20 protein-coding genes and 1 tRNA gene are annotated in these 21,643 nt (G+C 38.7%); 1 reads left to right on the top strand and 20 read right to left on the bottom strand.

Annotated features, from left to right (window positions below):
* Positions 1-187: 187 nt before the first annotated feature.
* The 18 genes from L641_RS0117795 to rppH all read right to left on the bottom strand — a co-directional run bounded on the left by L641_RS0117795 (position 188) and on the right by rppH (position 17,943).
* Positions 188-1,411: a HEPN domain-containing protein gene (locus tag L641_RS0117795; RefSeq protein WP_024602659.1), complete on the bottom strand. Its 1,224-nt coding sequence runs from the start codon at positions 1,409-1,411 to the stop codon at positions 188-190.
* Between the two features lie 538 nt (positions 1,412-1,949).
* Positions 1,950-2,024, bottom strand: a tRNA-Arg gene (locus L641_RS0117805).
* Between the two features lie 74 nt (positions 2,025-2,098).
* Positions 2,099-2,776, bottom strand: a complete 678-nt coding sequence (locus L641_RS0117810) for a FlgO family outer membrane protein (RefSeq protein WP_024602661.1) — start codon at positions 2,774-2,776, stop codon at positions 2,099-2,101.
* Between the two features lie 8 nt (positions 2,777-2,784).
* Positions 2,785-3,462 carry a FlgO family outer membrane protein gene (locus tag L641_RS0117815; RefSeq protein ID WP_024602662.1) on the bottom strand — a complete coding sequence of 226 codons (678 nt, stop codon included), beginning with the start codon at positions 3,460-3,462 and terminating at the stop codon, positions 2,785-2,787.
* 12 nt (positions 3,463-3,474) lie between these two features.
* A complete protein-coding gene (locus L641_RS0117820; protein WP_013465607.1) occupies positions 3,475-4,068 on the bottom strand; it encodes a FlgO family outer membrane protein in 594 nt (197 codons plus the stop codon).
* A gap of 67 nt (positions 4,069-4,135) precedes the next feature.
* On the bottom strand, positions 4,136-4,798 hold the full coding sequence (locus L641_RS0117825) for an SPOR domain-containing protein (protein WP_024602663.1): 663 nt from the start codon (positions 4,796-4,798) through the stop codon (positions 4,136-4,138).
* Between the two features lie 18 nt (positions 4,799-4,816).
* Entirely contained in the window at positions 4,817-7,708 is a 2,892-nt protein-coding gene (locus L641_RS0117830; protein WP_235190250.1) for an MSCRAMM family adhesin SdrC, read from the bottom strand.
* Positions 7,709-7,839: 131 nt separating this feature from the next.
* Positions 7,840-8,670: a fimbria/pilus periplasmic chaperone gene (locus tag L641_RS0117835; RefSeq protein ID WP_024602665.1), complete on the bottom strand. Its 831-nt coding sequence runs from the start codon at positions 8,668-8,670 to the stop codon at positions 7,840-7,842.
* Between the two features lie 13 nt (positions 8,671-8,683).
* The gene (locus L641_RS0117840; RefSeq protein ID WP_024602666.1) at positions 8,684-9,130 is read right to left on the bottom strand and encodes a DUF4402 domain-containing protein; all 447 of its coding nucleotides are present in this window, start codon (positions 9,128-9,130) and stop codon (positions 8,684-8,686) included.
* A gap of 32 nt (positions 9,131-9,162) precedes the next feature.
* Complete coding sequence (locus L641_RS0117845; RefSeq protein ID WP_024602667.1) at positions 9,163-9,753, bottom strand: DUF4402 domain-containing protein; 591 nt, start codon at positions 9,751-9,753, stop codon at positions 9,163-9,165.
* A gap of 136 nt (positions 9,754-9,889) precedes the next feature.
* Positions 9,890-10,486 (bottom strand): SPOR domain-containing protein, encoded by a 597-nt coding sequence (locus L641_RS0117850; RefSeq protein ID WP_024602668.1) that lies wholly within the window; start codon positions 10,484-10,486, stop codon positions 9,890-9,892.
* A gap of 70 nt (positions 10,487-10,556) precedes the next feature.
* Positions 10,557-11,408, bottom strand: a complete 852-nt coding sequence (locus tag L641_RS0117855; RefSeq protein ID WP_171040128.1) for an SPOR domain-containing protein — start codon at positions 11,406-11,408, stop codon at positions 10,557-10,559.
* A gap of 276 nt (positions 11,409-11,684) precedes the next feature.
* Positions 11,685-12,563 carry a UTP--glucose-1-phosphate uridylyltransferase GalU gene (gene galU / locus L641_RS0117860; RefSeq protein ID WP_013465615.1) on the bottom strand — a complete coding sequence of 293 codons (879 nt, stop codon included), beginning with the start codon at positions 12,561-12,563 and terminating at the stop codon, positions 11,685-11,687.
* Positions 12,564-12,580: 17 nt separating this feature from the next.
* On the bottom strand, positions 12,581-13,432 hold the full coding sequence (locus L641_RS0117865) for a thymidylate synthase (RefSeq protein WP_013465616.1): 852 nt from the start codon (positions 13,430-13,432) through the stop codon (positions 12,581-12,583).
* A gap of 13 nt (positions 13,433-13,445) precedes the next feature.
* Complete coding sequence (lgt, locus tag L641_RS0117870) at positions 13,446-14,249, bottom strand: prolipoprotein diacylglyceryl transferase (RefSeq protein WP_013465617.1); 804 nt, start codon at positions 14,247-14,249, stop codon at positions 13,446-13,448.
* Positions 14,250-14,261: 12 nt separating this feature from the next.
* Positions 14,262-15,071 carry a sulfite exporter TauE/SafE family protein gene (locus L641_RS0117875; RefSeq protein ID WP_013465618.1) on the bottom strand — a complete coding sequence of 270 codons (810 nt, stop codon included), beginning with the start codon at positions 15,069-15,071 and terminating at the stop codon, positions 14,262-14,264.
* 65 nt (positions 15,072-15,136) lie between these two features.
* Positions 15,137-17,401, bottom strand: a complete 2,265-nt coding sequence (ptsP, locus tag L641_RS0117880; protein WP_013465619.1) for a phosphoenolpyruvate--protein phosphotransferase — start codon at positions 17,399-17,401, stop codon at positions 15,137-15,139.
* A gap of 23 nt (positions 17,402-17,424) precedes the next feature.
* A complete protein-coding gene (gene rppH, locus L641_RS0117885; protein ID WP_013465620.1) occupies positions 17,425-17,943 on the bottom strand; it encodes an RNA pyrophosphohydrolase in 519 nt (172 codons plus the stop codon).
* A 528-nt stretch (positions 17,944-18,471) separates the two neighbouring features.
* Here rppH and mutH point away from each other — a divergent pair.
* Positions 18,472-19,143, top strand: coding sequence for a DNA mismatch repair endonuclease MutH (gene mutH, locus L641_RS0117895; RefSeq protein WP_013465622.1), 672 nt, complete (start codon positions 18,472-18,474; stop codon positions 19,141-19,143).
* Positions 19,144-19,156: 13 nt separating this feature from the next.
* Here the strand turns inward: mutH and L641_RS0117900 are convergent, their stop codons facing one another.
* Together L641_RS0117900 and eno are read right to left on the bottom strand one after the other, a co-directional pair.
* Entirely contained in the window at positions 19,157-20,131 is a 975-nt protein-coding gene (locus tag L641_RS0117900; RefSeq protein ID WP_013465623.1) for a 2OG-Fe(II) oxygenase, read from the bottom strand.
* A 143-nt stretch (positions 20,132-20,274) separates the two neighbouring features.
* Positions 20,275-21,573: a phosphopyruvate hydratase gene (gene eno, locus L641_RS0117905; protein ID WP_013465624.1), complete on the bottom strand. Its 1,299-nt coding sequence runs from the start codon at positions 21,571-21,573 to the stop codon at positions 20,275-20,277.
* Positions 21,574-21,643 lie beyond the last annotated feature (70 nt).

Below are 21,643 nucleotides of genomic sequence, written 5' to 3' on the forward strand. Positions count from 1 at the left end.
GGTTAGCATTCATACCAATTCAAGCGATTCATTATAACTTCAAGTCTTGCAAAGTCACTTTATTACTTAACCATCATAAAAATAAGTATCGTATTTATTAAAATAGAAGCGATACTTGTAAGCAACTCAAAATATTAGCTAAGTCATTTGGTTCTACTATTTTTATACAATCTATGTAGCGCTAGAATTACGAAAAAAACAATTCCTCATAGTCATCTTTAGTTAGTCCATTTTTTTCAATAATTTTCACTAAACAATCCCTTAAAATTGGAAAAGTTTCATCCATAATAATACTAGGTCTTAATTTACCTCGACCGTTAACTTTGTATGAGTCTTTAAGAATCCCATCATGAACAGCGGAGGAGCGTATACTGTATGCTGCATTCAATAAAGAAGATATTTCTTTACGCTTTTCAAGGTCATCAGAAGCCAATTTTGAACCAATAATTTTTATTTGTAGAGCTAGCTCTCCATTAGTATCAGGCTTTGTTAATATCGACTCAATGGCAATACCTAGATCAATGGCTTTATTTGTATCATTCCAAGTGTTCATAGCCTGACAGAGACGAGCCAAAGAAATATCTAAAGGCAATCTAATTTTCTCATTCATAGATAAATATTTTCCAAATAAATTAGTAATTTGTTCAGCGTCAATATCATTCCATGAATCATAATGTGTAGGCTTAATAACCTCTAAATATTGAGTTGAATGTATGTCTATTATTCCAGAAAGAGGTGTAGTGTCTTCTAAAATACACCAGCGTAATTCAACGCAAGGGGCGAAGTTAGAAGCGAATAAAGATAGAAAATTAGTTATTAAAAATTCTTTATTTACATAACCTTTCATAGTTTTGATATTAGCATCACTAAGATCATTTGAAAGTAATATGCTTTTCATGGGTTGACATAAAAATGTATAGGGCGGGTGGATTTTTCCACTAGATGAAATACTTGAAGATAATTTAATTAATTTGTTATTTATATTTTCCCTGACTGTATTGGGTAAATTTCCAAAATCACAAAAATAAATACCATCTATTAATTCTGCTTTTCCTTTAAAATCCACCCCACTAATTAATGAGATATTATAAATCACTACATCTGATGAAGATTCAAGCTCTAGTAAAGATGAATAAGCAAGTTCCGCCCCAACCTCAGAAGCCTGTAAAACTAACCATTTCGCCAAATACATTGCATTAATCTTTTCCCCATACCCTCCAACGCGAAATGTTGAGGAAGATAACCTAGGGTGCTCTTCTTCAATAAGATTAGCTAATTTTATTGAATTACGTGATGCACCGTATTTCTTTGCATAATTACGCCAATCATCTTGGGCTATCCATAAAGTAAGTTGCTGTATGTTTCTTTCTACAACTGACGTATTTATAGCTTTAATTATTCGTTGATTCATACAAGTACTATCCCTAATATCTCATTATTACCAGCGCAATTACATTATACACTTAACGACTTTAATTCCAGTTACTACTCAGGCCTCATGTGATCGTTAAAAATACTCAGTACTACATCACGGAAATCACAACGAACAGTATTAGAATAATTGATAAATTTTACTAGGGCAAATGTGCTTGAACAGGATGTAAATGAGTAAAGGGTCTTGCGCATAAATGGGCAATAGTAAATTGGCCCCGCCTTCCGTTCATGGTACTCAGCCTATAGTCGGTATAGAGTGGTTTAACTTACTGTATAAAGCAGTTATTTATATCGCTAACGTGGTAAGTTGGGTTGTTTCTGGTAAATTCATTATTTTTGTCGGATGGCGTGGCTCCGCCACTTATCCGACCTATGTCAAAATGTAGGTTGGTTAAGCCGAAGGCGCCACCCAACAGGCTTTCAAATTCACTTTTTATCCGCAAATGCCACATAGCTGACATTGCTACATAGAGTTAGGATAGGAATAGAGAGAAATAATAACTCATTGATTTTATTGGTAGCCCCTGCAGGAATCGAACCTGCAACTGCCCCTTAGGAGGGGGCCGTTATATCCATTTAACTAAGAGGCCACGCTGGGTGCTAAGTACTAAGTGTTTGGAAATTATAACGGCATCTGGTTTTTTATATCAAGCATCAAATTAAGTTAATTGCTTGATAAATATATATCTTCTTTATTTAATACGTAAAGCGGTATAAATGTTCGGCTGCTGGCTGCTAAGCGTTTGCTTTGAATATCAATAACGCGTGCGTTTATTTCTACCCCGTCCTCTCTATAAATAAGGGTGCCTGACAATACATGGCTGGCTATACTGGTACCTGCAAGTTTGCGAGTGTTACGTGTAAAGGCAAAATCGCCTTGCTTATTTACGGTAATTAAATTGGCTGTTTTAAAATCAACGGCGCTATAACCAAACTTTTGTAGCTGATGTATAAAGGTTTCTGATAACTGATTACCTAACTGGCTTGTTGTAGTTAAACTTGCGTCTAAATCAACGAACGACGTAACCGCAATCGCTGCATCTTGAGGGGCTACTTGCATGGTGTCGGTTAAATCAAGTGCCATTTGCTCAACGTAATTAACTAAGCTTTTGTGGTGCTTGTTTGGATTAAATTGCGTTGTATCAGCATATTGCTCTTGCTCGTCATTGCGCTGCATTTGCGCCATGATCTGGTTAAAATCAAGATCACTTACCACTGTTTGCTCTGGCTCAGATTTGGCGGGCTCGGTCGCGGTCGACTCGCCCATTAAATTACAGCCTGAAAGTAATAATGATAATGCACTTATGCTAATTAAAGCTGAGCGCTTAGCTAAGTTAGCCATGATAAACCTCACTTACTCGCTTGTTTTAGCATGATGCCATCAGCACTGTTACTGCTATTTAACGCGTCGATCACTGATTGCGGAATAAAGCCCTGTGCAGAGCCTACAACCGCTTTACTCGCTAAACCAACAATACGTGCGTTTACTAGTATGCCACCTTGGTGGTTTACTAGCGTGCCGGCTAATACGTAACTAAAATTTTGTTCTTGGTTAAGCTCTAAGTAGTCGCGACTAAAAACAAAATCGCCGCCAGGTGTTACACGCATATAATCGGTGGTTTTAAAATCGATTACCGGTACACCAAAATTATGCAGCTCATGCATAAAGCTCTCTGCTATTTGATTACCCACTAAGTCAGCATTGTTGTAGTCACGGTCTAAAAAAACAAAGCTTGATACCGCTAATGGCGTTTTAGTATTTACGTACTGTAAATTTTCAGCCATGTCTTGCATGATGCCACGCACATAATGATTAATATTTTTACGTGTTGGCGTGTTAACTTGTTTGTTTTTATTCATCACTGCTGTTTTATTTTGATACAGCGAGTCGCTTTGTGTAGGTGCGGCTACAGGGCGTTGCTCAAAAAACATAGGCGTATCGTCGGTAATTTGTGTGTCACTATGGTTTGTCATTTGTGAACAACCAAAGCCTAGTGGCAAACATAAAGTTAATAGTAGGCGTTTCATGTGTGCTCCTAATTAATATTCGCTGCGGTAAATATAGTCACCGCGCTGCTGTATTTTTTCATTGCTCCACATCACATTGATGGGAATTTCAGTACTGCCGGCAGATACAACTTGGTTGGTTTGCATATTTACCATTCGTGCATTAACAATATAAGCATGCTCTTGGCGAGTTAAAGTACCGGTGATGACAAAGTCAATAATCTGACGCTGCTTTAAGTTGCCAGTATTGCGGCTAAGTACTGAGTCTGCACTCGCTGATAAGTTAAGTTGGTTTTCAAGCCGATATTCAACCGTGTTATAACCTAATTGGGTGAATTGGGTTATTAAGCTTTCCTGAATCTGCTGGCTAAGCCCTGCCCCCTGTCCTTGAGCAACGTGAGAATCTAGGGCATCTGCTAAATAAAAGCTACTGACCGCAATTGAAGCAGTGCTTTTAAAAGGCTCTTTAATATGGCTAAGCTGGGCACTTAAGCTACTTACGTACTGGTTCACCGTATAAGGTGCCATAACCGCTTTAGGCGCATCAGTGCTTATACTCGGCTTTGGCTGAGGTGTTAAACTACAGCCCGCTAAATTTAATAATAGTAAGGGTAACAAAAGGCGCATAGTTGCCATCCTCTAAAAACATAATAACAACAAAGCAATTATTATGCCGAATACCCTTGCCACATATTTATTTTAAAGGCTGCTGGGTGTAATGACTCACAATGCAGTTGATTTGGCGCTGTTTAAGTTTATCGCAATCAGCAGCCGCATTTGCTTGTTCCTGATAAGCCCCAAGCTTTAAACGGTAGTAGGTCATGCCACTCACGTTGATAGTTTCTACATTCGCCACAAACTCCCCCTCAAATAACGAAGATGCGCTGGCTTTTATTTGATTTAAACTTTGGCTAAGTCGGTCTTTGTCGGTAACGGCTGCAACTTGGAGGGCAAACAGCGCTTTAACGGCTTGTTTTTCATCAGCTGCTGCATTCGTTGCCACTTGAGCTTTTTGTGCTACTTTTGGTGATACCGTTTCAGCTGAAGCTTTAGCTGTTGGTACTACAGGCGTATTTGTTGATGCGGTGTCTTGATTTGCCACCGCATTTAATTGGCTTATTAATAGCTTTAAGTCTTGTTCAATCACTAGTAGACGCTCAACACCTGCTTTGGCTGCTTGCCACTGCTGAGATGATGCTTTTAGCTGCGCTAACTCCTCGTCAGAAAGGCTTGCACTGGCTTGTTTAGGCTGAGGCGATTCCACTGCTGTTTTGGGACTGCTGCATCCAGATATAAAAAGAGCACCAATATAGGCGATGAGTATTGAATAGCGTTTATATAAATTAGCATGTTGCATGGTTAAACCTTATTGTTATTAGTGGCTAATAAGTTGCGCTTGGACTTGGCAGTTCAAGCCTTTCACTTTTAATTCTGCGCATACTTGTTCAAGCTCTCCTTGGGCAGACTCGGCATAAGCGACGGCTAAAATATACCGCTTTTGTTTATCGTCTTTAATATAAAAAGCATCACGCTTTGATTGCTCATTTAGATGGCGCTTAATTAATTGATAATACGCTTTCATAATCGGCAATGATGAAAACCCACCCGCATTGGCAATATACGCTGGCGTTTGTGTTTTTTCTTTCAGTTCAAAGTCAACGCCCATTACTACTTCACCTTGCGCTGGTAAATTCACCATTACTTGTTGCGTATCTTTTAAGGACTTACGTTGCTTAAACTTATCATCTATAACCGCTTTATATTCGCCAGGGCGTAAATCGGTAAACAAATAATAGCCATCATAGGCAGCTTGAGTTTGCGCCACTTGGTTACCTTGTTTATCGAGTAATTTAACGGTAGCAAAAGGCTGCACTTCACTGCTGCCTTGCTCATCTCGTTTGTAAACAGTTCCCTCCAATTCACTACTGTGATTAAGCGGTATTTCCATATATTCAACAAAACCGGCACGGGGCGTAATAGAAAAACCATCGTTTGCGGTAATTAAGAATGGATCGCTAATGCTGTCAGGCTCAATAACTATATCTGTGGTTAAATTAGCTGGCATCCCTGATAATAAGGCTATACCGTTTTCATCGGTAACGGCTCTTCGATAATTTTGTAGCCCTTTAACTTTTATCCCTTCTAAGTTTTGCTCGCCTTTATCAAATACTCCGTTATTATTTGTATCAAGGTATACATGCACCATTAACGAACCCGACTGCACTAAACTACGGCTATTAGCAAAGTAGTTGTTATTTTTAGCGTCATAACCTAGGCTAAAGCGACCAAATAAACCGATGCGCCAATTATTCTCACTATCGTAATTAAAATTACTATTTAAGCTAAACAGCTCAGCTTGCCAATTTAATCCTAACTCAGCAAACTTAATGTTATCTTCTAGCTGGTGTGTTAATTTTAATTCTGCTTGTAAATTAGAGCTTAGGTTTCGGCTAAACTCCGTTTCGTAACTCGTAATTTCACTTTCAGGTTTAATTTCGTAGTTAATACCGAAACGCGTACTCAAACGTCCAAAACGTTTTTGCAACCGGCTACTACCAAAAAAGGTGTCATTATCTGACCACTGTAAATTATTATTAAACGAATAGCCGCTATTATAGTAATTTAAGCTATTTCCAAACCTAAGGGTGCTTTGTTGAGTATCACTACTTATATGTGACGCCGTGTTTTGATAACTTAACTGACCATAATTATTTTGCATAACATTACCCGATACAAATAACTCATAAACGTCTATATCGTTATATAAATTACTGTGCGAGCTAGCATTTAATAATAGTGATGCTTTTCGCATACTAAAGCGCAAAGATTGACCGGCAAGTTCAGTTCTGGCTGCAAGTTCAAGCTCTTTTTCACTGTCATTACTTTTTTCATAATCTAAATTAATTAATACACGATTAAAAATACTCAAATTAGAGCCAAACGCATAATTATTTTGATTCTCTGCGTTATCATTTTTTAGAGCCGATGTCCCCGCATAAACAGAAAAGTAGTCAGTTACCCCCTGTTCATAGCGACCTGATAATAACCAGCCTTGTTGATCGTTGAAGTAATTTGGTGTTGTGAGGACCTGCTCGCCCTCTTGGGTTAATGAAAACTCATAAAAGCCTTCTCCCTCATTTAAACTATTACCATCAATTAAATACTCTTCAACTCTGCGCTCTACTTGTCCCTGTGGCCCGTAAAATATAAGCTCAAACGTATTAGTCCCAAACTGTAGGTCTATATTTTCAAAAAGATAGCGCCCATCAGGTAAACTAAGCTGCTGACCAATTAAAATTTTATTGCGATATAGCTCTACATCCCAACCAGCCTGTATTGCACCAGTTAAGTTTATTTGATTACTATTTACCTTTTTATACAACGGTTTGTTATTTATTTTAACTCCACGTGCGTAGTTACTAGTAAAGTTACTTCCTATTTGCGTAGAAAGTACATCACCAAACGCTATACTAGTTGCATTTAACGGCCCTAATAAGCTTGCGCTTGCGTCTTCACGGCTAAAAGACAAACGTGAATCCCTAATAACATCGCCGTTTTGTCCTGCAAGGTAGTATTCACTTTTTAAATAAGCGAGATCTTGCGAACCTAAAATTGAGTAATCTAAAGAACGGTTAGATTCATTTGCAGAATAACTAAGTTGTAAATCAGCTACTGGTGTAGATACTGCTTGGTAAGGGCTGGCTTTCCAAGGTAATGTGGGCTCTAAATTATTCGCATTCGATGATATTTTCCGCTCTTCTCGTTGTAGTTTTTGTTCTATTGGTAAAACTTGCTTAGGTGAAAAGCCAAGTTCTAAAGAATTAAAGTTAAGCCGCATGTTTAATTCAAACCATTGATTTAAAAGTGCTGAATCAACAAACACATCACCGGAATCAAGATAGTAGTCTTGCTCTGAAAATGAATAAACCTCGTTCTTTATCACTACCGCTTTATTATTTAAGTTCAGTTCAAAACGATTTTCAGGTGAAATGTACCACCCTTGTGCGGTTAAGTTTTCACTATTAATGGTAATTGCAAAGTTAAGTTGCTCAAATAAACTGTTAAGTTCAATCCAAGCGCCACTTTCACTTTTTATTGCAACCAACTCCCCTAAATAATATTGGCGTAGGTATGCTGAAAAAAACAATAGTTCACCCACAGGGATACCTGCGCTTTTATCGTCAGCGTTGTTAAAAAGCGTGACCTCTTGCCCTTCATTTTTTTCGAGCTTTAATTGCCCTGTATTCAGAGCTTGCTCGTCAGTCAAAGCCTGCCATTTTTTCTCAATATTAAATAAAGTGTTATATATAGCGTCTGTTTTATTTACAGACGCGTGTACAGAAAAACTTAACACAAACAGTATTAAGCTCACACACCATGTAAAATACATTTTTAAAATCAGTTTAATAACCCTACTGAGCTTGCATTAATATTAACCACTTTCTCGGCAAATTTGATACCTTGATATTCTTTTAAACCTGAATATACAATACGCAACTTACCAGAACCTTTAATCGCATTTTTTTCAAATAGATTTAACGTCAATCTAGCCAATGGCACTTCAGCGTAAATACTATAGTCGTTAATCATAGACACTTTCATTTCTTCACTACTATTACTTGCTTGGTAAAAAGCTTCAACTTTACCAAAAGTACTATAGTTTCCTGCTCTCGCAAGCGAGACAAGTAATGCGTTATTTTTTTGATTTTTTATTACTTCAACAGATTCAATATCTACTTCAGGTATTTTAGCCCCTTGGCGTAATATAATTGGTATGGAATAACTCAAAATCATATTAATTGTGATACCCATTCCTTGTTTATTGCTTTTAGTTTCATTGGGTAGGGCCTTAAATAATAAATGCGAACGATACTCTTTATCGTCCAAACCTTTTGGTTTTCTAAGTGCAAGCTTTACTATTTGACGCTCACCTGGAGCTAGGCGTACCTGTGATGGGCTCATACGTACCATATTGCTTAATGATGAAGGAAGTATCTGCCTATCAGTTAAGGTAATATATCCACCTTCTGGCTTTGCTGTTTTTTCCTGCCATTCTAAACGGTATGTCTGATATTCATCGCCATTGTTTATTACAATCACTTTTGCAACGCGTTGGCGCTCATCAAAAGAAATACGAGTTGGAGAGATAAGTAAATTGGCTTGGCTATTAAAGCCTATAAATAGTTGACTGGCACATGCAAGTATTAAAAAAAGTTTATATAAATTCATTTTGAGATTGCTCTTAATACGAAATTGTTAATTCAATTGTGGTGCTGTAGTTATCGTCTATATATGGTTGCCCGTTGCCACTGGTGCTTAACTGCCCGCCAACCTTTAAAACCCCCATACCATATGCGTTTGTTGTTACTGAAGAAGCATAAATGACATTGTTAAGTATAAAAGCGTTTCCACCATTCACTCTGCTAAGGGATGGATATACACCTGTATCACTTATGTTTAATTGTACTCGTGCCCCGTATCCCTCAAAAAGCAATTCTGCAGGATTTCCACTGTGCATTAAATGTATGTTGGTTGTCGAACTGGTTCCACTTGGTAAAAGAGTGATTGAGCTACTAGGTGTATTTTTTACGACAACAATCGTACCAAAGTTTAGAGGTTCAAGAACGGTCACCTGAGCAAGTACTTTAGCGCTAAAAAAAACACTTAGTAGTAAAATAAGTTTTAGCACAAAGCGCCTGCCATTAAGGCAGGCAAATACTATTAATAATCTAATATTAATGTGAATGTACCACTGTAATCGCCATCAATGTAATCACTTGAAGGCGTTGTTGCATCTGTAGTTAATGTCGCACCCATATTAAATGTAGCAGCGCCTGTAGAGTCAACTTGGATAGTTGTTGTTGCTGCACTATTTGGGTTTGCGCCAGTTAATACGTAGTAAGTAGGAGTACCAAGTGTAAAGCCTGCAGTGCCTGCAGGAGCAGTTACTGGAGAAATAGCACCCGATACACCTGTCGCATCAATTGTAAGCGTTGCAAAAGGAGAAACCCCAGACACTGAAAAAGAAGCTGGCGTACCTGCTGCAAGTACTGCAATTTCTGCGCCCGCACCTGAAGCTGCTGTTATCGATGATGTTGCAGGATTAGCTGCAAGAACAAGAGTCGCCGTATCTGTTGCAGCTGTATCTGCTGTAGCACGAATAGTACCAAAATCTAAATCTGCAGTACTTTGAAAAGTAAATGCGTTTTGAACAGTTACACCTGCGTTAAATGTCGCAGTTTCCGCTATTACACCAAAAGAAAGAGCAGCCATTGACGCAGCCAATGCTGCTTTAGTAAATATTTTGTTCATAGTTTTCCCTTAGATATATGTTATTAACCTTTTGTTCAGGTTAATTTAAGTATCGGCCAAAATCACTAAAAAGTTAAAAAATATTTACTTTATTTTGATTTATAATAACAGGATGCAAAAATAAGCGAAAAAAACCTTAAACATCCTCTGAAAATGCCGCTAAGGTACATTTATTACCCATCTTATAAAAAAACAAACACAACTGCGCCGCCTGTTGTTGATTTTTTAGCGGGCCTGCTACAACACTATAAAAGATAGTTGATTCTTTTTTTTGCTCATTAATACGGTATTGCAAAATACTGTTTAATTGAGGGTATTGCTCTTTTAGTCGCTCCACTTGCCTTTTGGCTCCGTTAGAAATTAAATAACGTCCAATTTGCACACCGTACATTGCTTTGTTTGTACTGGTAGTGTTATCAGCTAAAGCGGTTTCTGATGAGTGTTGTAACGATTGCTTAGAGCCATACTCAACACGTTTAACTTTCTCTTTCATCGGCTCTGGTACGGTATCAATATCTGTTTGTGCAGAAAGCGCTTGAATCAATAACGATAAGTCTTCTTCCATGGTGCTTAAGCGCGCTATTTGCTCTTTGTTGTTATCCCATTGCTCTAGGTAAGGTTTTATATCTTTTTCACGTACAAGCTTATCGCTTTGTGAATCTGAAGGCATTAGCTGGTTGCTGCAACCAGCTAATGCAAATGGTATTAATAATGTTATTAAATAAAGTTTCACTTTAGGCACCCATTACAAAAGACTAGCTATCTACAGCTATTATGCAATAAAAGCGCCAAGTAATATTGTTTTATAACCTGATTGGTCCGTCAGTGTAGTTACTCACAAAACAGTCAACTTTATAAAATTTAAATACCTCGCAATCATCCTCTGCACTTTTAAAGTTAAAATACTCACCTAATTTTAGTCGATAATAGGTTTTGTTATTAACCTTTGCTTTTTCAATATTTGTCGTGATTTTGTCCTTAAACAAAGGCGCTGCTTTTTTGTTAATTTGCTTCCATTCTTTGGCAACACTCTCTTGTGAATCGAGTGACGCAACCTGCAATGCAAATACTTTTTTGTTGGTATCAACCATTGCCACTTTTGTTAGCTTCGATGTTTGAGGGAATACTTTTTTCTTCACGATTGAGTTCGTTGCTTTCGCAGGCAAACTAACAGCGCGCTTACTGTAGCTTTTTGAAGGGGCTGTAATCATTTTTGTAGGCACGCTAGCATAGCGACTACTGTGTCGCTGATTGTATGGAGCGTCCCCTTTAGAGGATTTTGCGTAGCGATTACTATACCTTTGCCTTGGTCGTTCAACTTTATCTGAGGTGCTTGCGTAATTATTACCATATCTAAGATTTGGCGGCGCCTTTGTGTTTATTACTGAGCGAGCATAACGATTGCTAACAGCCTGATTAGATTGCGCTATTGCTTTACTGTTAATAATATCTAGGTGATCAACTAAATATGTGAGCTCACGTTCTAACTTTAATAGCCGCTCTATGCCAGAGCGCGCTTGCTGCCATTGCAAGGCGGCATCTTTTAGTTGAGCAAGCTCGAGCGCTGTGATGGTTACATATTCAGGTGAGTCTTTAACTTCTTCATTTAATGATGTTTTATCAGGCGATATCGTACAACCAGTACTTAATAACAACAGTAATACGACTAACAGATATCGGTGATACTTTTTGCTGTATTCACACATTGATTGTTTCTCTTTCAATAGTTTAGACCGCTCAATCAAGTCAATTTTCAATTGAATCAACAAAGCACGTTAACAACAAAACAACTTGGGTTAACATAAAGATTACAACACAATGTTAAATATGTCTGTATAACTGCAAAAATAGTGATAATTTAAAATACTAAAAAAGCTATTTTACAATCAAAAAAAGCGCCATATAGGCGCTTCTAATAATGATAAGTTTATTTAAATTAACGTTTTAATAAACGTTTTAAGCTCACCGGCGAATTCATCACGACGAAGAGCAAATTCAATGGTTGCTTTTAAATAACCAATTTTACTGCCACAATCATGGCTTCGGCCTTTCATTGCGTAGGCATCTACTTTTTCATCTTGCATAAGCATGGCTATTGCATCTGTTAGCTGAATTTCATCACCAGCACCTTGAGGGGTTTTAGCCAGTAATGGCCAAATATTTTTACTCAACACGTAACGACCAACCACAGCAAGGTTTGAAGGTGCCTCGTCAACGGGTGGTTTTTCTACCATGCTTTGAATGGGTGAGCTTTCACCTTGGTTTAACTCAACATCACCTAAATCCACAACACCAAATTTATCTACGTCATCTTTAGGGACTGGCTCAACCATAATTTGACTGTGTTTAGTTTGCTCAAAGCGAGTAATCATTTCAGCTAAGTTGTCTTTTGTTAGGTCACTTTCTACATCATCAATAATAACGTCGGGTAAAATAACCACAAAAGGTTCATTGCCAATAATAGGGGCGGCACAGTTAATAGCATGGCCTAGGCCTTTTGCTTCACCTTGACGTACATGAATAATGGTCACATCTTTAGGGCAAATAGACTGTATTTCGGCAAGTAATTGCCGCTTTACACGTTTCTCTAATGTTGCCTCTAGTTCAAAGCTGGTATCAAAATGGTTTTCAATCGAGTTTTTACTCGAATGCGTTACTAGCACTATCTCTTTAATACCAGCGGCAACCGCTTCGCTAACAACGTATTGAATGAGTGGACGGTCTACAACGGGCAGCATTTCTTTTGGAATTGCTTTAGTTGCCGGTAACATACGTGTTCCAAGGCCGGCTACGGGGATCACTGCTTTCATTATGCTCTCCTTATTTTTTAAACTGAAAATGGGTATTGAATAGCCTCGTGGCATTGATAACCAACCACCTCAAAATCATCACGTGTTACCCATGTTTCTATATCTTCGAGCGACTTAATCTCTGGGTTAATTTTTAATTGAGGAGAAGCAAATGGCTCGCGCTTTAATTGCACGTCTCGCATTAAATCTAGCTGATTTTCGTAAATGTGGGCATTGGTGATTTTATGATATGCCTTACCTGCTTTGTGGCCAGTAATTTGTGCAACCAGTGCCAATAAAACAAAACATTGAATTTGATTAAAGTTTAGCCCTAACGGTACATCACAACTTCGTTGGTACGAAGTTAAATACAGGGTATCGCCTAGTAATGAAAAGGTATGCGTATGCATGCATGGGCGCAAGCAGCCAAGCTCAAACTCACCTGGGTTGTAAAAGGTAATAATTTCGCCGCGATCATCAATGCCATTTTTTAAATTATTGATGACCTTTGCAAGTTGATCCAGTGTTGAACCATCAGGGCGTTGCCAGCCTCGTCCTTGCACGCCATAAACGCGCCCCATATCATCCTCACCTTTACGATTAGGATTATTGAGCCAGGCACTATTTTCATTGGCGTTAGCATCCCAGGTTTTACAACCTATATTGCGAAACTGCTCAGCACTGTCATAGCCTCTTAAATAACCTAATAATTCAGCAATAGCCGCTTTGTAATAGCTTTTTCGCGTAGTGATCATTGGGAACTGATTATTAGCCACATCGTATTCTAAATCAGCGTTTATAACCGTTAAACAACGTGTACCGGTACGCTTGTTTTCAATCCATTGTCCTTGGTCAACAATGCGCTGACATAATTCTAAATATTGTTTCATCTAACTTCTTCTTTTAAGCTTTTGCCGCTGTTTTTGATAGTGGTTGTTTATAGGCCCAAATAAGTAAGCCTAACCCGCCAATTATCATTGGTAACGATAGAATTTGCCCCATAGAAATGAAATCAGCAAATAGCCCCAATTGCGCATCTGGTTGGCGAAAATATTCAATACAAAATCTAAATACGCCGTAACCCAGTAAAAACAAACCCGACACACTTCCCGCAGGACGTGGACGCTTAATAAACCACAATAATATGACAAACAATACAAGCCCTTCAAAAAAAGCTTCGTAAAGTTGTGAAGGGTGGCGTGCAAGCGGGCCTCCGGTTGGAAACACCATTGCCCACGGAACATCAGTGGTACGCCCCCATAATTCGCCGTTAATAAAGTTACCTATACGCCCAGCCAGTAAACCAACAGGCACTAAAGGTGCTACAAAATCACCGACTTGTAATAACGATTTTTTACGCTTGTAAGCAAAAATAGCAATTGCAGTGATCACCCCCAGTGTTCCACCATGAAACGACATGCCACCTTGGTCTATTCTAAACAAATATAAGGGGTTTTCGATAAAATAGCTAAATTGATAAAACAGAACATAACCAATACGCCCACCTAATATAACGCCCAGCATGCCGTAAAAGAGTAAATCGCTGACTTCGTCTTTAGTCCAACCTGAACCGGACTTATTAGCTTGACGATTAGCAAACCACATCGCAAACGCAAAACCAATTAAGTACATTAATCCATACCAACGAACGCTAAGTGGCCCAATAGAAAAAATTATTGGATCAATTTGAGGAAACTCCAGTGCCATAAAAATAAACCTTTAGCTAAAAACCATTTTAATAGCGATGATAACAAGTAACATCGCGAAAACTTTCTTAATTGTATTCACAGGTAAGTAATGCGTTGCTTTGGCGCCTATTGGCGCTATAAACCATGAGGTAACAACAATCCCTAACAATGCAGGTAAATAAACAAATCCCATAAAACCATGCGCTAAGTCAGTTACTTGCCAACCGGCGCTGACATAACCAATAGAGCCAAAAAAGGCAATTACAATACCACATGCAGCAGCGCAACCAATTGCCTTTTTAATATCAACCGAAAAATAGTGCAACATAGGCACAAGTAGTGCGCCACCGCCAATCCCAATCAACCCAGATAGTGCCCCCATTATCGCACTAATACTTCCTAGCACGGGGCCTGCAGGCATCGGGTGACCTACGCTCACTTTATTACGGGCAGAAAGCACCATTCTCATAGCAATAAAAACCACACTCACCGCAAACACGGTTCGTAACATTTTCTCAGGTATAAAGCTGGCAGCAAAGCCGCTAATCAAGGCGCCAATGGCCACACCCGACATTACCCAAGGGGCAATTTTCCAAGGCACATTATCATTTTTATGATGAGCTAACGCTGAAGAAGTCGAGGTAAATAAAATAGAGGCTAAAGATGTCGCAATAGCGATAACCAATACATGATCGGCAGCGGCCACATTAAAACCCAGTAACAAGCTCGTTAGCACCGGCACAATGATTAAACCACCGCCTATGCCTAGAAGTCCTGCTAAAAAACCAACAATGCAACCTAATAACGCACAACTTGCAACTAGAAGTCCTAGTTCATACATAGTTATCTCTAATACATTTAAGAATATGTATATTTTAATTGATTATATAAACAATAACAGCTCTATCATTTAGGTGTATAAAATAAATTACCTAGCTGATGCTCTATCATAAAATTACGGGTTAAACGCAACACTTGTTTAGCATTGGGCTGTGCTAAACACTCGCTCAGTAATTGTTCCATGTCACTAACATTTAAGCGCCTAAGCACCCATTTCACTTTATTTAACGACGATAAGTTCATACTTAAACGTCTATAGCCCATGGCAATGAGTAATATTGCTCCCTCGGGATCGCCGCCAAGCTCACCACATAAACTAAAGGGCAATTCATAGTGCTCACATTCGCTGGCAATATTATTTAATACACGTAACACAGCTGGATGATAAGGATTGAATAAATCGGCCACACGGGCATTTGCTCTATCTACCGCTAATAAATACTGAGTTAAATCGTTACTACCCACTGAGCAAAAATCGACTTTTCTAGACCACTCTGGCAGCATAAATACACTTGAAGGTACCTCAAGCATAATGCCAATATCTGGCTTTTCTATTAATTGCTCAGGAAATGTTTCGCTTAACTCATAATAGGCTTGGTTATACAATGCCAGCGACTCTTCAACTTCATCAGTGCCACTGATCATAGGCAGCATTATTTTTAAATTACCTAAGCCAATATTCGCTTTGAGCATGGCTTTGAGCTGATCTAAAAAAAGCTCAGGATGATCTAGGCTAATTCTAATACCACGCCATCCTAAAAACGGGTTTTCTTCGGTAATATTAAAATAATCTAAAACTTTGTCGCCACCAATATCTAACGTTCGCATAACTACGGGGTTAGGATAATAGCTACTGAGTACTTCGCGATACCATTTTTCTTGTTCTTGTTGCGATGGAAACTGCCCTTTTTGCATAAACCACGCTTCGGTTCTGTAAAGACCAACACCATCACAAATATGGGCACTATTTTGTTGCGTATTAAGTTCAAGCCCTGCGTTGAGCAATAAACTAATATGCTCCCCGTCCAAGGTAATTGCAGGCAGTGATTGCTCTTCTAAAAAACGATTGTTGAGTAAGTTATCTTGATGTTGTAACTCGGTATACTCATCAATAAGCATTTGCGAAGGCGAAATATATAAACGCCCAGCAAAAGCATCTAAAATCATTTCTTTGTTATCAAACTGCAGTAACGGTAAATCTTCAATACCCCAAATTGCAGGCACCCCCATTGCTCGCGTTAAAATAGAGGCATGGCTATTAGCTGAACCATTAATGCTTACCACACCTGCTAAACGCTCATTTGGCACTTCGGCTAACATCGCAGGAGTTAATGTGTGAGCGATGAGGATTGTGTTTTCAGGGTAGTCTTTTATTGCATGCTCAGTGTTCACTAAGTGATGAAGCACCCGTAAGCCAATGTCTTTAACATCAACCGCACGCTCTTTAATATAAGGGTCTTGCATTTCATTAAACTGTGCAACTAAACGTTCAATCACAATTTTTAATGCACTTTTTGCACACCAACCTTCTTGTAATTGTGCCTCTACATTATGACCTAAGCTTTTAGCATCCAATAATTGCTGATACACATCAAACACCGCCAACGCCTCTTGCGGTATGGTATCGCTTAATGTCATCGATAAAGTGCTAAATTCTTTGCGCGTTGCAGCAACCGCTTGCGTGAATAAACGGCGTTGTTCATTCACATCACTATTTTTAGTAAGCTCTATGGACTTAAAATTAAGTTTAGGAATAACAACAAAGGCTTTACCAATACTAATGCCTGGCGCACTAGACACCCCTTTTAAAACCGATGTTTGATGAGACGACTCATCTTGGCGCAATACTTCTTTTATTTCGGCATGTGCAAGCTGTGAAGCTAACTGCGCTGAGAGCGTAATTAAAAACGACTCTTCATCTTGAGAAAATACTCGAGCCATTTTCTGTTGCACAACAATAACGCCTAATACCTTTTTTTGATGAACAACAGGCACAGACAAAAAAGCGTTGTAGCCTTCTTCGTTCACTTCTGGGGAGAGTTTAAAGCGAGGATGCGATTTAGCAAACGCAATGTTAATCGCCTCTTCGCGCTGAGCAACTAGCCCAACAAGTCCTTCAGTAAAGCCAATTCTAAATTTACCCACCGCATCGGGGTTTAACCCTTCGCTGGCCATTAGTACAAAGTTATCTTGACTGTAATCGGCAAAATAAATGGAGCAGCACTGGGTATTCATGGCATCTTTTACCATTTTCACAAAGCACACTAACGCATCGTCTAAATTCGCTTGTTGCGAAACAGACTCAGCTATCGATCTGAGTGTTGCCAGCATACACTGCTCCTTTTTATGTAAAACTACCTTTTGCTTCGCCAATTGTCTTTTTGTTGCTCTCGCTTATTGAAGGGCATAGCAAAAGGAGCAAACTCTTTCATAACACGTCGATAAACATCCCGTTTAAACGATACTACTTGCCTTACCGGATACCAATAACTCACCCACCGCCAATCATCAAATTCAGGATGGTGCGTTTTTAGTAAGTTTACATCTTCATCTTTACAGCGTAACTTCAGTAAAAACCATTTTTGTTTTTGCCCAATACACACCGGACTTGAGTCGCGGCGGATTAATCGTTTGGGTAATTTATAGCGTAACCAATGTTTTGAGCTTGCAACTATTTCTACATCTTCTGGTCGCAAACCTACTTCTTCGTGTAATTCACGGTACATAGTTTGTTCTGGTGTTTCACCATCATCAACACCGCCTTGGGGAAATTGCCAAGAATGTTGACCATAGCGTCTGGCCCAAAACACTTGCCCCTGATTATTGCAAATTACAATTCCGACATTGGCACGAAAACCTTCGGCATCAATCACCTTAGTGCCTCATTTGTAAGTCGATTTTTTATGATTGTTCCACATTAGCTGCAATACGGCAAATACTATTACGTACAAGCCCCGTTAACGTCCTCGGTTAAGGCAAATTAATAGCGAAATCCATTGCATGTTAATAACAAACAACACTGCCATGATAAATACATAAAAACCACACTGTTTGTGCTGGTTACTCACAGCTTGTGCATAACTTTTGTAAAACACGCTCATTTAGCAAACAAATCCACAATACAAGATCTAAAAGGTGATGTTCTCCACAGAATCTGTGGATAAACATGTTTATACATCTGTATTTATCCTTACAACATTTATAGACCTTAATTAAAACTGAACACTATAAACAAAAAAAACAATGCAGTTCAGTTACTTAGTTAAGCTTGGCGTTTTAAAACAGTGCATAAAATTGCACCACACACGGCACGAACAAAATTCAACCAACCGCTAAAGATATCCACTAACACACTAATTTGCTATCATGGCGTTGGTATTTATTCAACTAAAATAAACAGTATGCAACCTTTAAAACCTCATTCAATCAATCAATTAATGCAACGTGTCGATGCTATTGCAGGACTCACACTAGGACAACTTGCACAGCAGTACCACTTTAAAACGCCAGATGATTTATTGCGTGAAAAAGGCTGGACAGGTCAACTGATTGAGTATGTATTAGGCGCAAGTGCTGGGTCAAAACCGCTACCCGACTTTGAGGATTTAGGCATAGAGCTCAAAACCTTGCCCATTTCATATAAAGGCAAACCGCTAGAAACTACCTTTGTGTCGGTTACCCCACTAATGAATGTAACTGGCATGACCTGGCACACAAGTAGCGTACGTAAAAAGTTGAATCATGTTTTATGGCTACCTATTTTAAGTGAGCGCGATATTGCTCCGTTTGATAGAACCATAGGCAGTGGCTTTTTGTGGCAACCCTCCCCCGCGCAAGATGCGCAATTACAGCGTGACTGGGAAGAGCAAATGGAGCTTATAGCGCTTGGTCGGGTAGATGAAATATCAGGGCATTTAGGCGACGCCATGCAAATACGGCCAAAAGCAGCTAATAGCAAAGTAGTTACCGATGCCATAGGCCCCAACGGGCAAATTATACAAACCCTGCCCCGTGGCTTTTATTTGAAAACCAGTTTTACAAAAGAGATATTAAAACAGCAGTTTCAGTTGTAATTATTTGTCGGTATTAATTTTTGCACCAAATAGATTCGCGTAACCAAAAAGGTTTTTCTCGCATCCAAAGGGTACAAATCCACTTTTCACCTAATAATACGGGTTTTCCACTATGTACTGAGTTTTTATCTACCTGATTACCAATCATATTATTAAATTTAATTACTTGTCCTTGCTTGGCTTTAACACTTACATTCCAGTCTTTAAAGGCGGTTTCTCCACCTTCAAATCCGTCATTTAAATTTATAATACGTGTTCGCCGTCTTTGACCAAAAAAATTAAGTTCTTTTTTAGCATTTTCATTTGAAGGTGTAATAAAATCATAGTGCCATTTGTATTGCTGACCTTGAGTATAACGATAAATAATCATAGGCTCAGCATATGCTAAGTCAGCATAGTCGTCTGAACATATGATGCGCTGTAATATAGCTATTAAAATATTATCGACTGGTAATTGTGTTATAAGCTGCTCATTGTCTCTGATGTCTATAACTTTTTGTCTTGTAGAGTTTTCAGCATACACCCCAGCTAAATTTAAATTATTATTAGCAAGCTTTATAATCTCCTGCGCTAATTCATTCGTTAGTTGCGTTTCTAATGTTGTCACAGGTAATGATTGTTCAGAGGATTGAATATTCAATGGCATAATTAAGCTACTCCACAACCCTATTAAATCGGTTTCAATACCCTGCTGTATAGTCTTAGGAAGGCCCGATATATGTTTTTCAAAGTTAATTGTTACTTGCGGATCAGCAGTTCGGATTGGCCAAAAGTGAGATAAAACCTTAAGAGCTTCAATTTTATGATACTTAGCTAAGCATAAAACAATGGCTAGCTCCTGAGAAGAAGTTGATGATGAAACCGCATGACATAACCAATAGTGAACAAATTCAGGAGCTGTTAGCGCAAAAGACACTATTTCTTGTTTTGGAGGAAGCGTGCCATGATATTTGGCATTTATGAGGTGAGTAACATAGTTATTTTTCATAATCATTTTATTGTTATTTTTAATACGCTCCTAAAGTAACAATAAATTTACAAACAATAAACCACCCACCTGTTATATTTGCATTTATGATTAAAAATCCCCGCATAAGCGAGGATTTTTATAATTTTAAACAAATTAAAGAATTACTGACCTTTAACTTCTTTTAAACCATTGTACGGTGCTTTAGCGCCTAATTGCTCTTCAATACGAAGCAATTGGTTGTACTTAGCAACACGGTCTGAACGGCTTAATGAACCTGTTTTGATCTGGCCTGCAGCTGTACCAACCGCTAAATCAGCAATGGTTGCATCTTCAGTTTCACCAGAGCGATGAGAAATAACCACTGTAAAACCAGCATCTTTCGCCATTTTGATTGCCGCTAACGTTTCTGTTAGTGAACCAATTTGGTTAAATTTAATTAAGATTGAGTTAGCAATACCATTGTCGATACCACGTTTTAAAATCTTAGTATTGGTTACGAATAAGTCATCACCCACTAATTGGACTTTATCGCCCATTAGTTTAGTTTGATGAGCAAAGCCATCCCAATCAGACTCATCTAAGCCATCTTCAATTGATACAATTGGGTATTGCTCAGTTAAGTCTTTTAAGAAGTAGTTAAACTCTTCAGAGGTAAACTTTTTACCTTCACCTTTAAGGTCGTAGATATTTGCTTCTTTGTCATAAAACTCAGAGGCAGCACAATCAAGTGCAAGGGTAATATCTTTACCAAGCTCATAACCGGCATTTGCAACAGCCACTTTAATTGCTGCAAGTGCTGCTTCGTTTGATGCAAGGTTTGGTGCAAAACCGCCTTCGTCACCAACAGCTGTTGAATGACCATCTGCTTTAAGCACTTTTGCAAGGCTGTGAAATACTTCAGCACCCATACGCAATGCTTCACGGAAATTAGCAGCACCAACTGGCTGAACCATAAATTCTTGAATATCTACTGAGTTATCAGCGTGCTCACCGCCGTTGATGATGTTCATCATTGGTAGTGGCATAGAGTAAACACCTGGCGTGCCATTTAAGTCAGCAATGTGCTCGTATAGCTCTACTTTTTTAGATTGTGCAGCCGCTTTTGCGTTAGCAAGTGAAACCGCTAAAATAGCATTAGCACCTAGTTTTTCTTTATTTTCAGTACCATCTAAATCAAGCATTACTTGGTCTACATCACTTTGAGCAAGTGCATTTTGACCTTTTAAAGCCGCTGCAATTTCATTATTAATGAAACCTACCGCTTTTAATACGCCTTTACCTAAATAACGAGTTTTATCACCATCACGTAATTCTAATGCTTCGCGAGTTCCTGTAGATGCACCTGATGGTGCAGCAGCACGGCCCCATGAACCATCAGCTAAATATACCTCAGCTTCTACAGTTGGGTTACCACGCGAGTCCATAATTTCACGACCGATTACTTTTACGATTTCTGACATCTTGATTCCTCTATATTCCCAAAATGGTGAGTACGGCTAACCTAGGCCAGCCTTAGAAACAAAAAAGGCC

The sequence above is a fragment of the Pseudoalteromonas sp. TB41 genome (assembly GCF_000497975.1).
Lineage (GTDB): Bacteria > Pseudomonadota > Gammaproteobacteria > Enterobacterales > Alteromonadaceae > Pseudoalteromonas > Pseudoalteromonas tetraodonis.

What these genes read in the sequence shown, in the direction of transcription:
- L641_RS0117845 (WP_024602667.1), bottom strand. Translation starts at nt 9,753, where the DNA reads ATGAACAAAATATTTACTAAAGCAGCATTGGCTGCGTCAATGGCTGCT.
- L641_RS0117810 (WP_024602661.1), bottom strand. Translation starts at nt 2,776, where the DNA reads ATGGCTAACTTAGCTAAGCGCTCAGCTTTAATTAGCATAAGTGCATTA.
- L641_RS0117820 (WP_013465607.1), bottom strand. Translation starts at nt 4,068, where the DNA reads ATGCGCCTTTTGTTACCCTTACTATTATTAAATTTAGCGGGCTGTAGT.
- L641_RS0117900 (WP_013465623.1), bottom strand. Translation starts at nt 20,131, where the DNA reads ATGAAAAATAACTATGTTACTCACCTCATAAATGCCAAATATCATGGC.
- L641_RS0117825 (WP_024602663.1), bottom strand. Translation starts at nt 4,798, where the DNA reads ATGCAACATGCTAATTTATATAAACGCTATTCAATACTCATCGCCTAT.
- L641_RS0117875 (WP_013465618.1), bottom strand. Translation starts at nt 15,071, where the DNA reads ATGTATGAACTAGGACTTCTAGTTGCAAGTTGTGCGTTATTAGGTTGC.
- ptsP (WP_013465619.1), bottom strand. Translation starts at nt 17,401, where the DNA reads ATGCTGGCAACACTCAGATCGATAGCTGAGTCTGTTTCGCAACAAGCG.
- mutH (WP_013465622.1), top strand. Translation starts at nt 18,472, where the DNA reads ATGCAACCTTTAAAACCTCATTCAATCAATCAATTAATGCAACGTGTC.
- galU (WP_013465615.1), bottom strand. Translation starts at nt 12,563, where the DNA reads ATGAAAGCAGTGATCCCCGTAGCCGGCCTTGGAACACGTATGTTACCG.
- L641_RS0117865 (WP_013465616.1), bottom strand. Translation starts at nt 13,432, where the DNA reads ATGAAACAATATTTAGAATTATGTCAGCGCATTGTTGACCAAGGACAA.
- lgt (WP_013465617.1), bottom strand. Translation starts at nt 14,249, where the DNA reads ATGGCACTGGAGTTTCCTCAAATTGATCCAATAATTTTTTCTATTGGG.
- L641_RS0117795 (WP_024602659.1), bottom strand. Translation starts at nt 1,411, where the DNA reads ATGAATCAACGAATAATTAAAGCTATAAATACGTCAGTTGTAGAAAGA.
- eno (WP_013465624.1), bottom strand. Translation starts at nt 21,573, where the DNA reads ATGTCAGAAATCGTAAAAGTAATCGGTCGTGAAATTATGGACTCGCGT.
- L641_RS0117815 (WP_024602662.1), bottom strand. Translation starts at nt 3,462, where the DNA reads ATGAAACGCCTACTATTAACTTTATGTTTGCCACTAGGCTTTGGTTGT.
- L641_RS0117835 (WP_024602665.1), bottom strand. Translation starts at nt 8,670, where the DNA reads ATGAATTTATATAAACTTTTTTTAATACTTGCATGTGCCAGTCAACTA.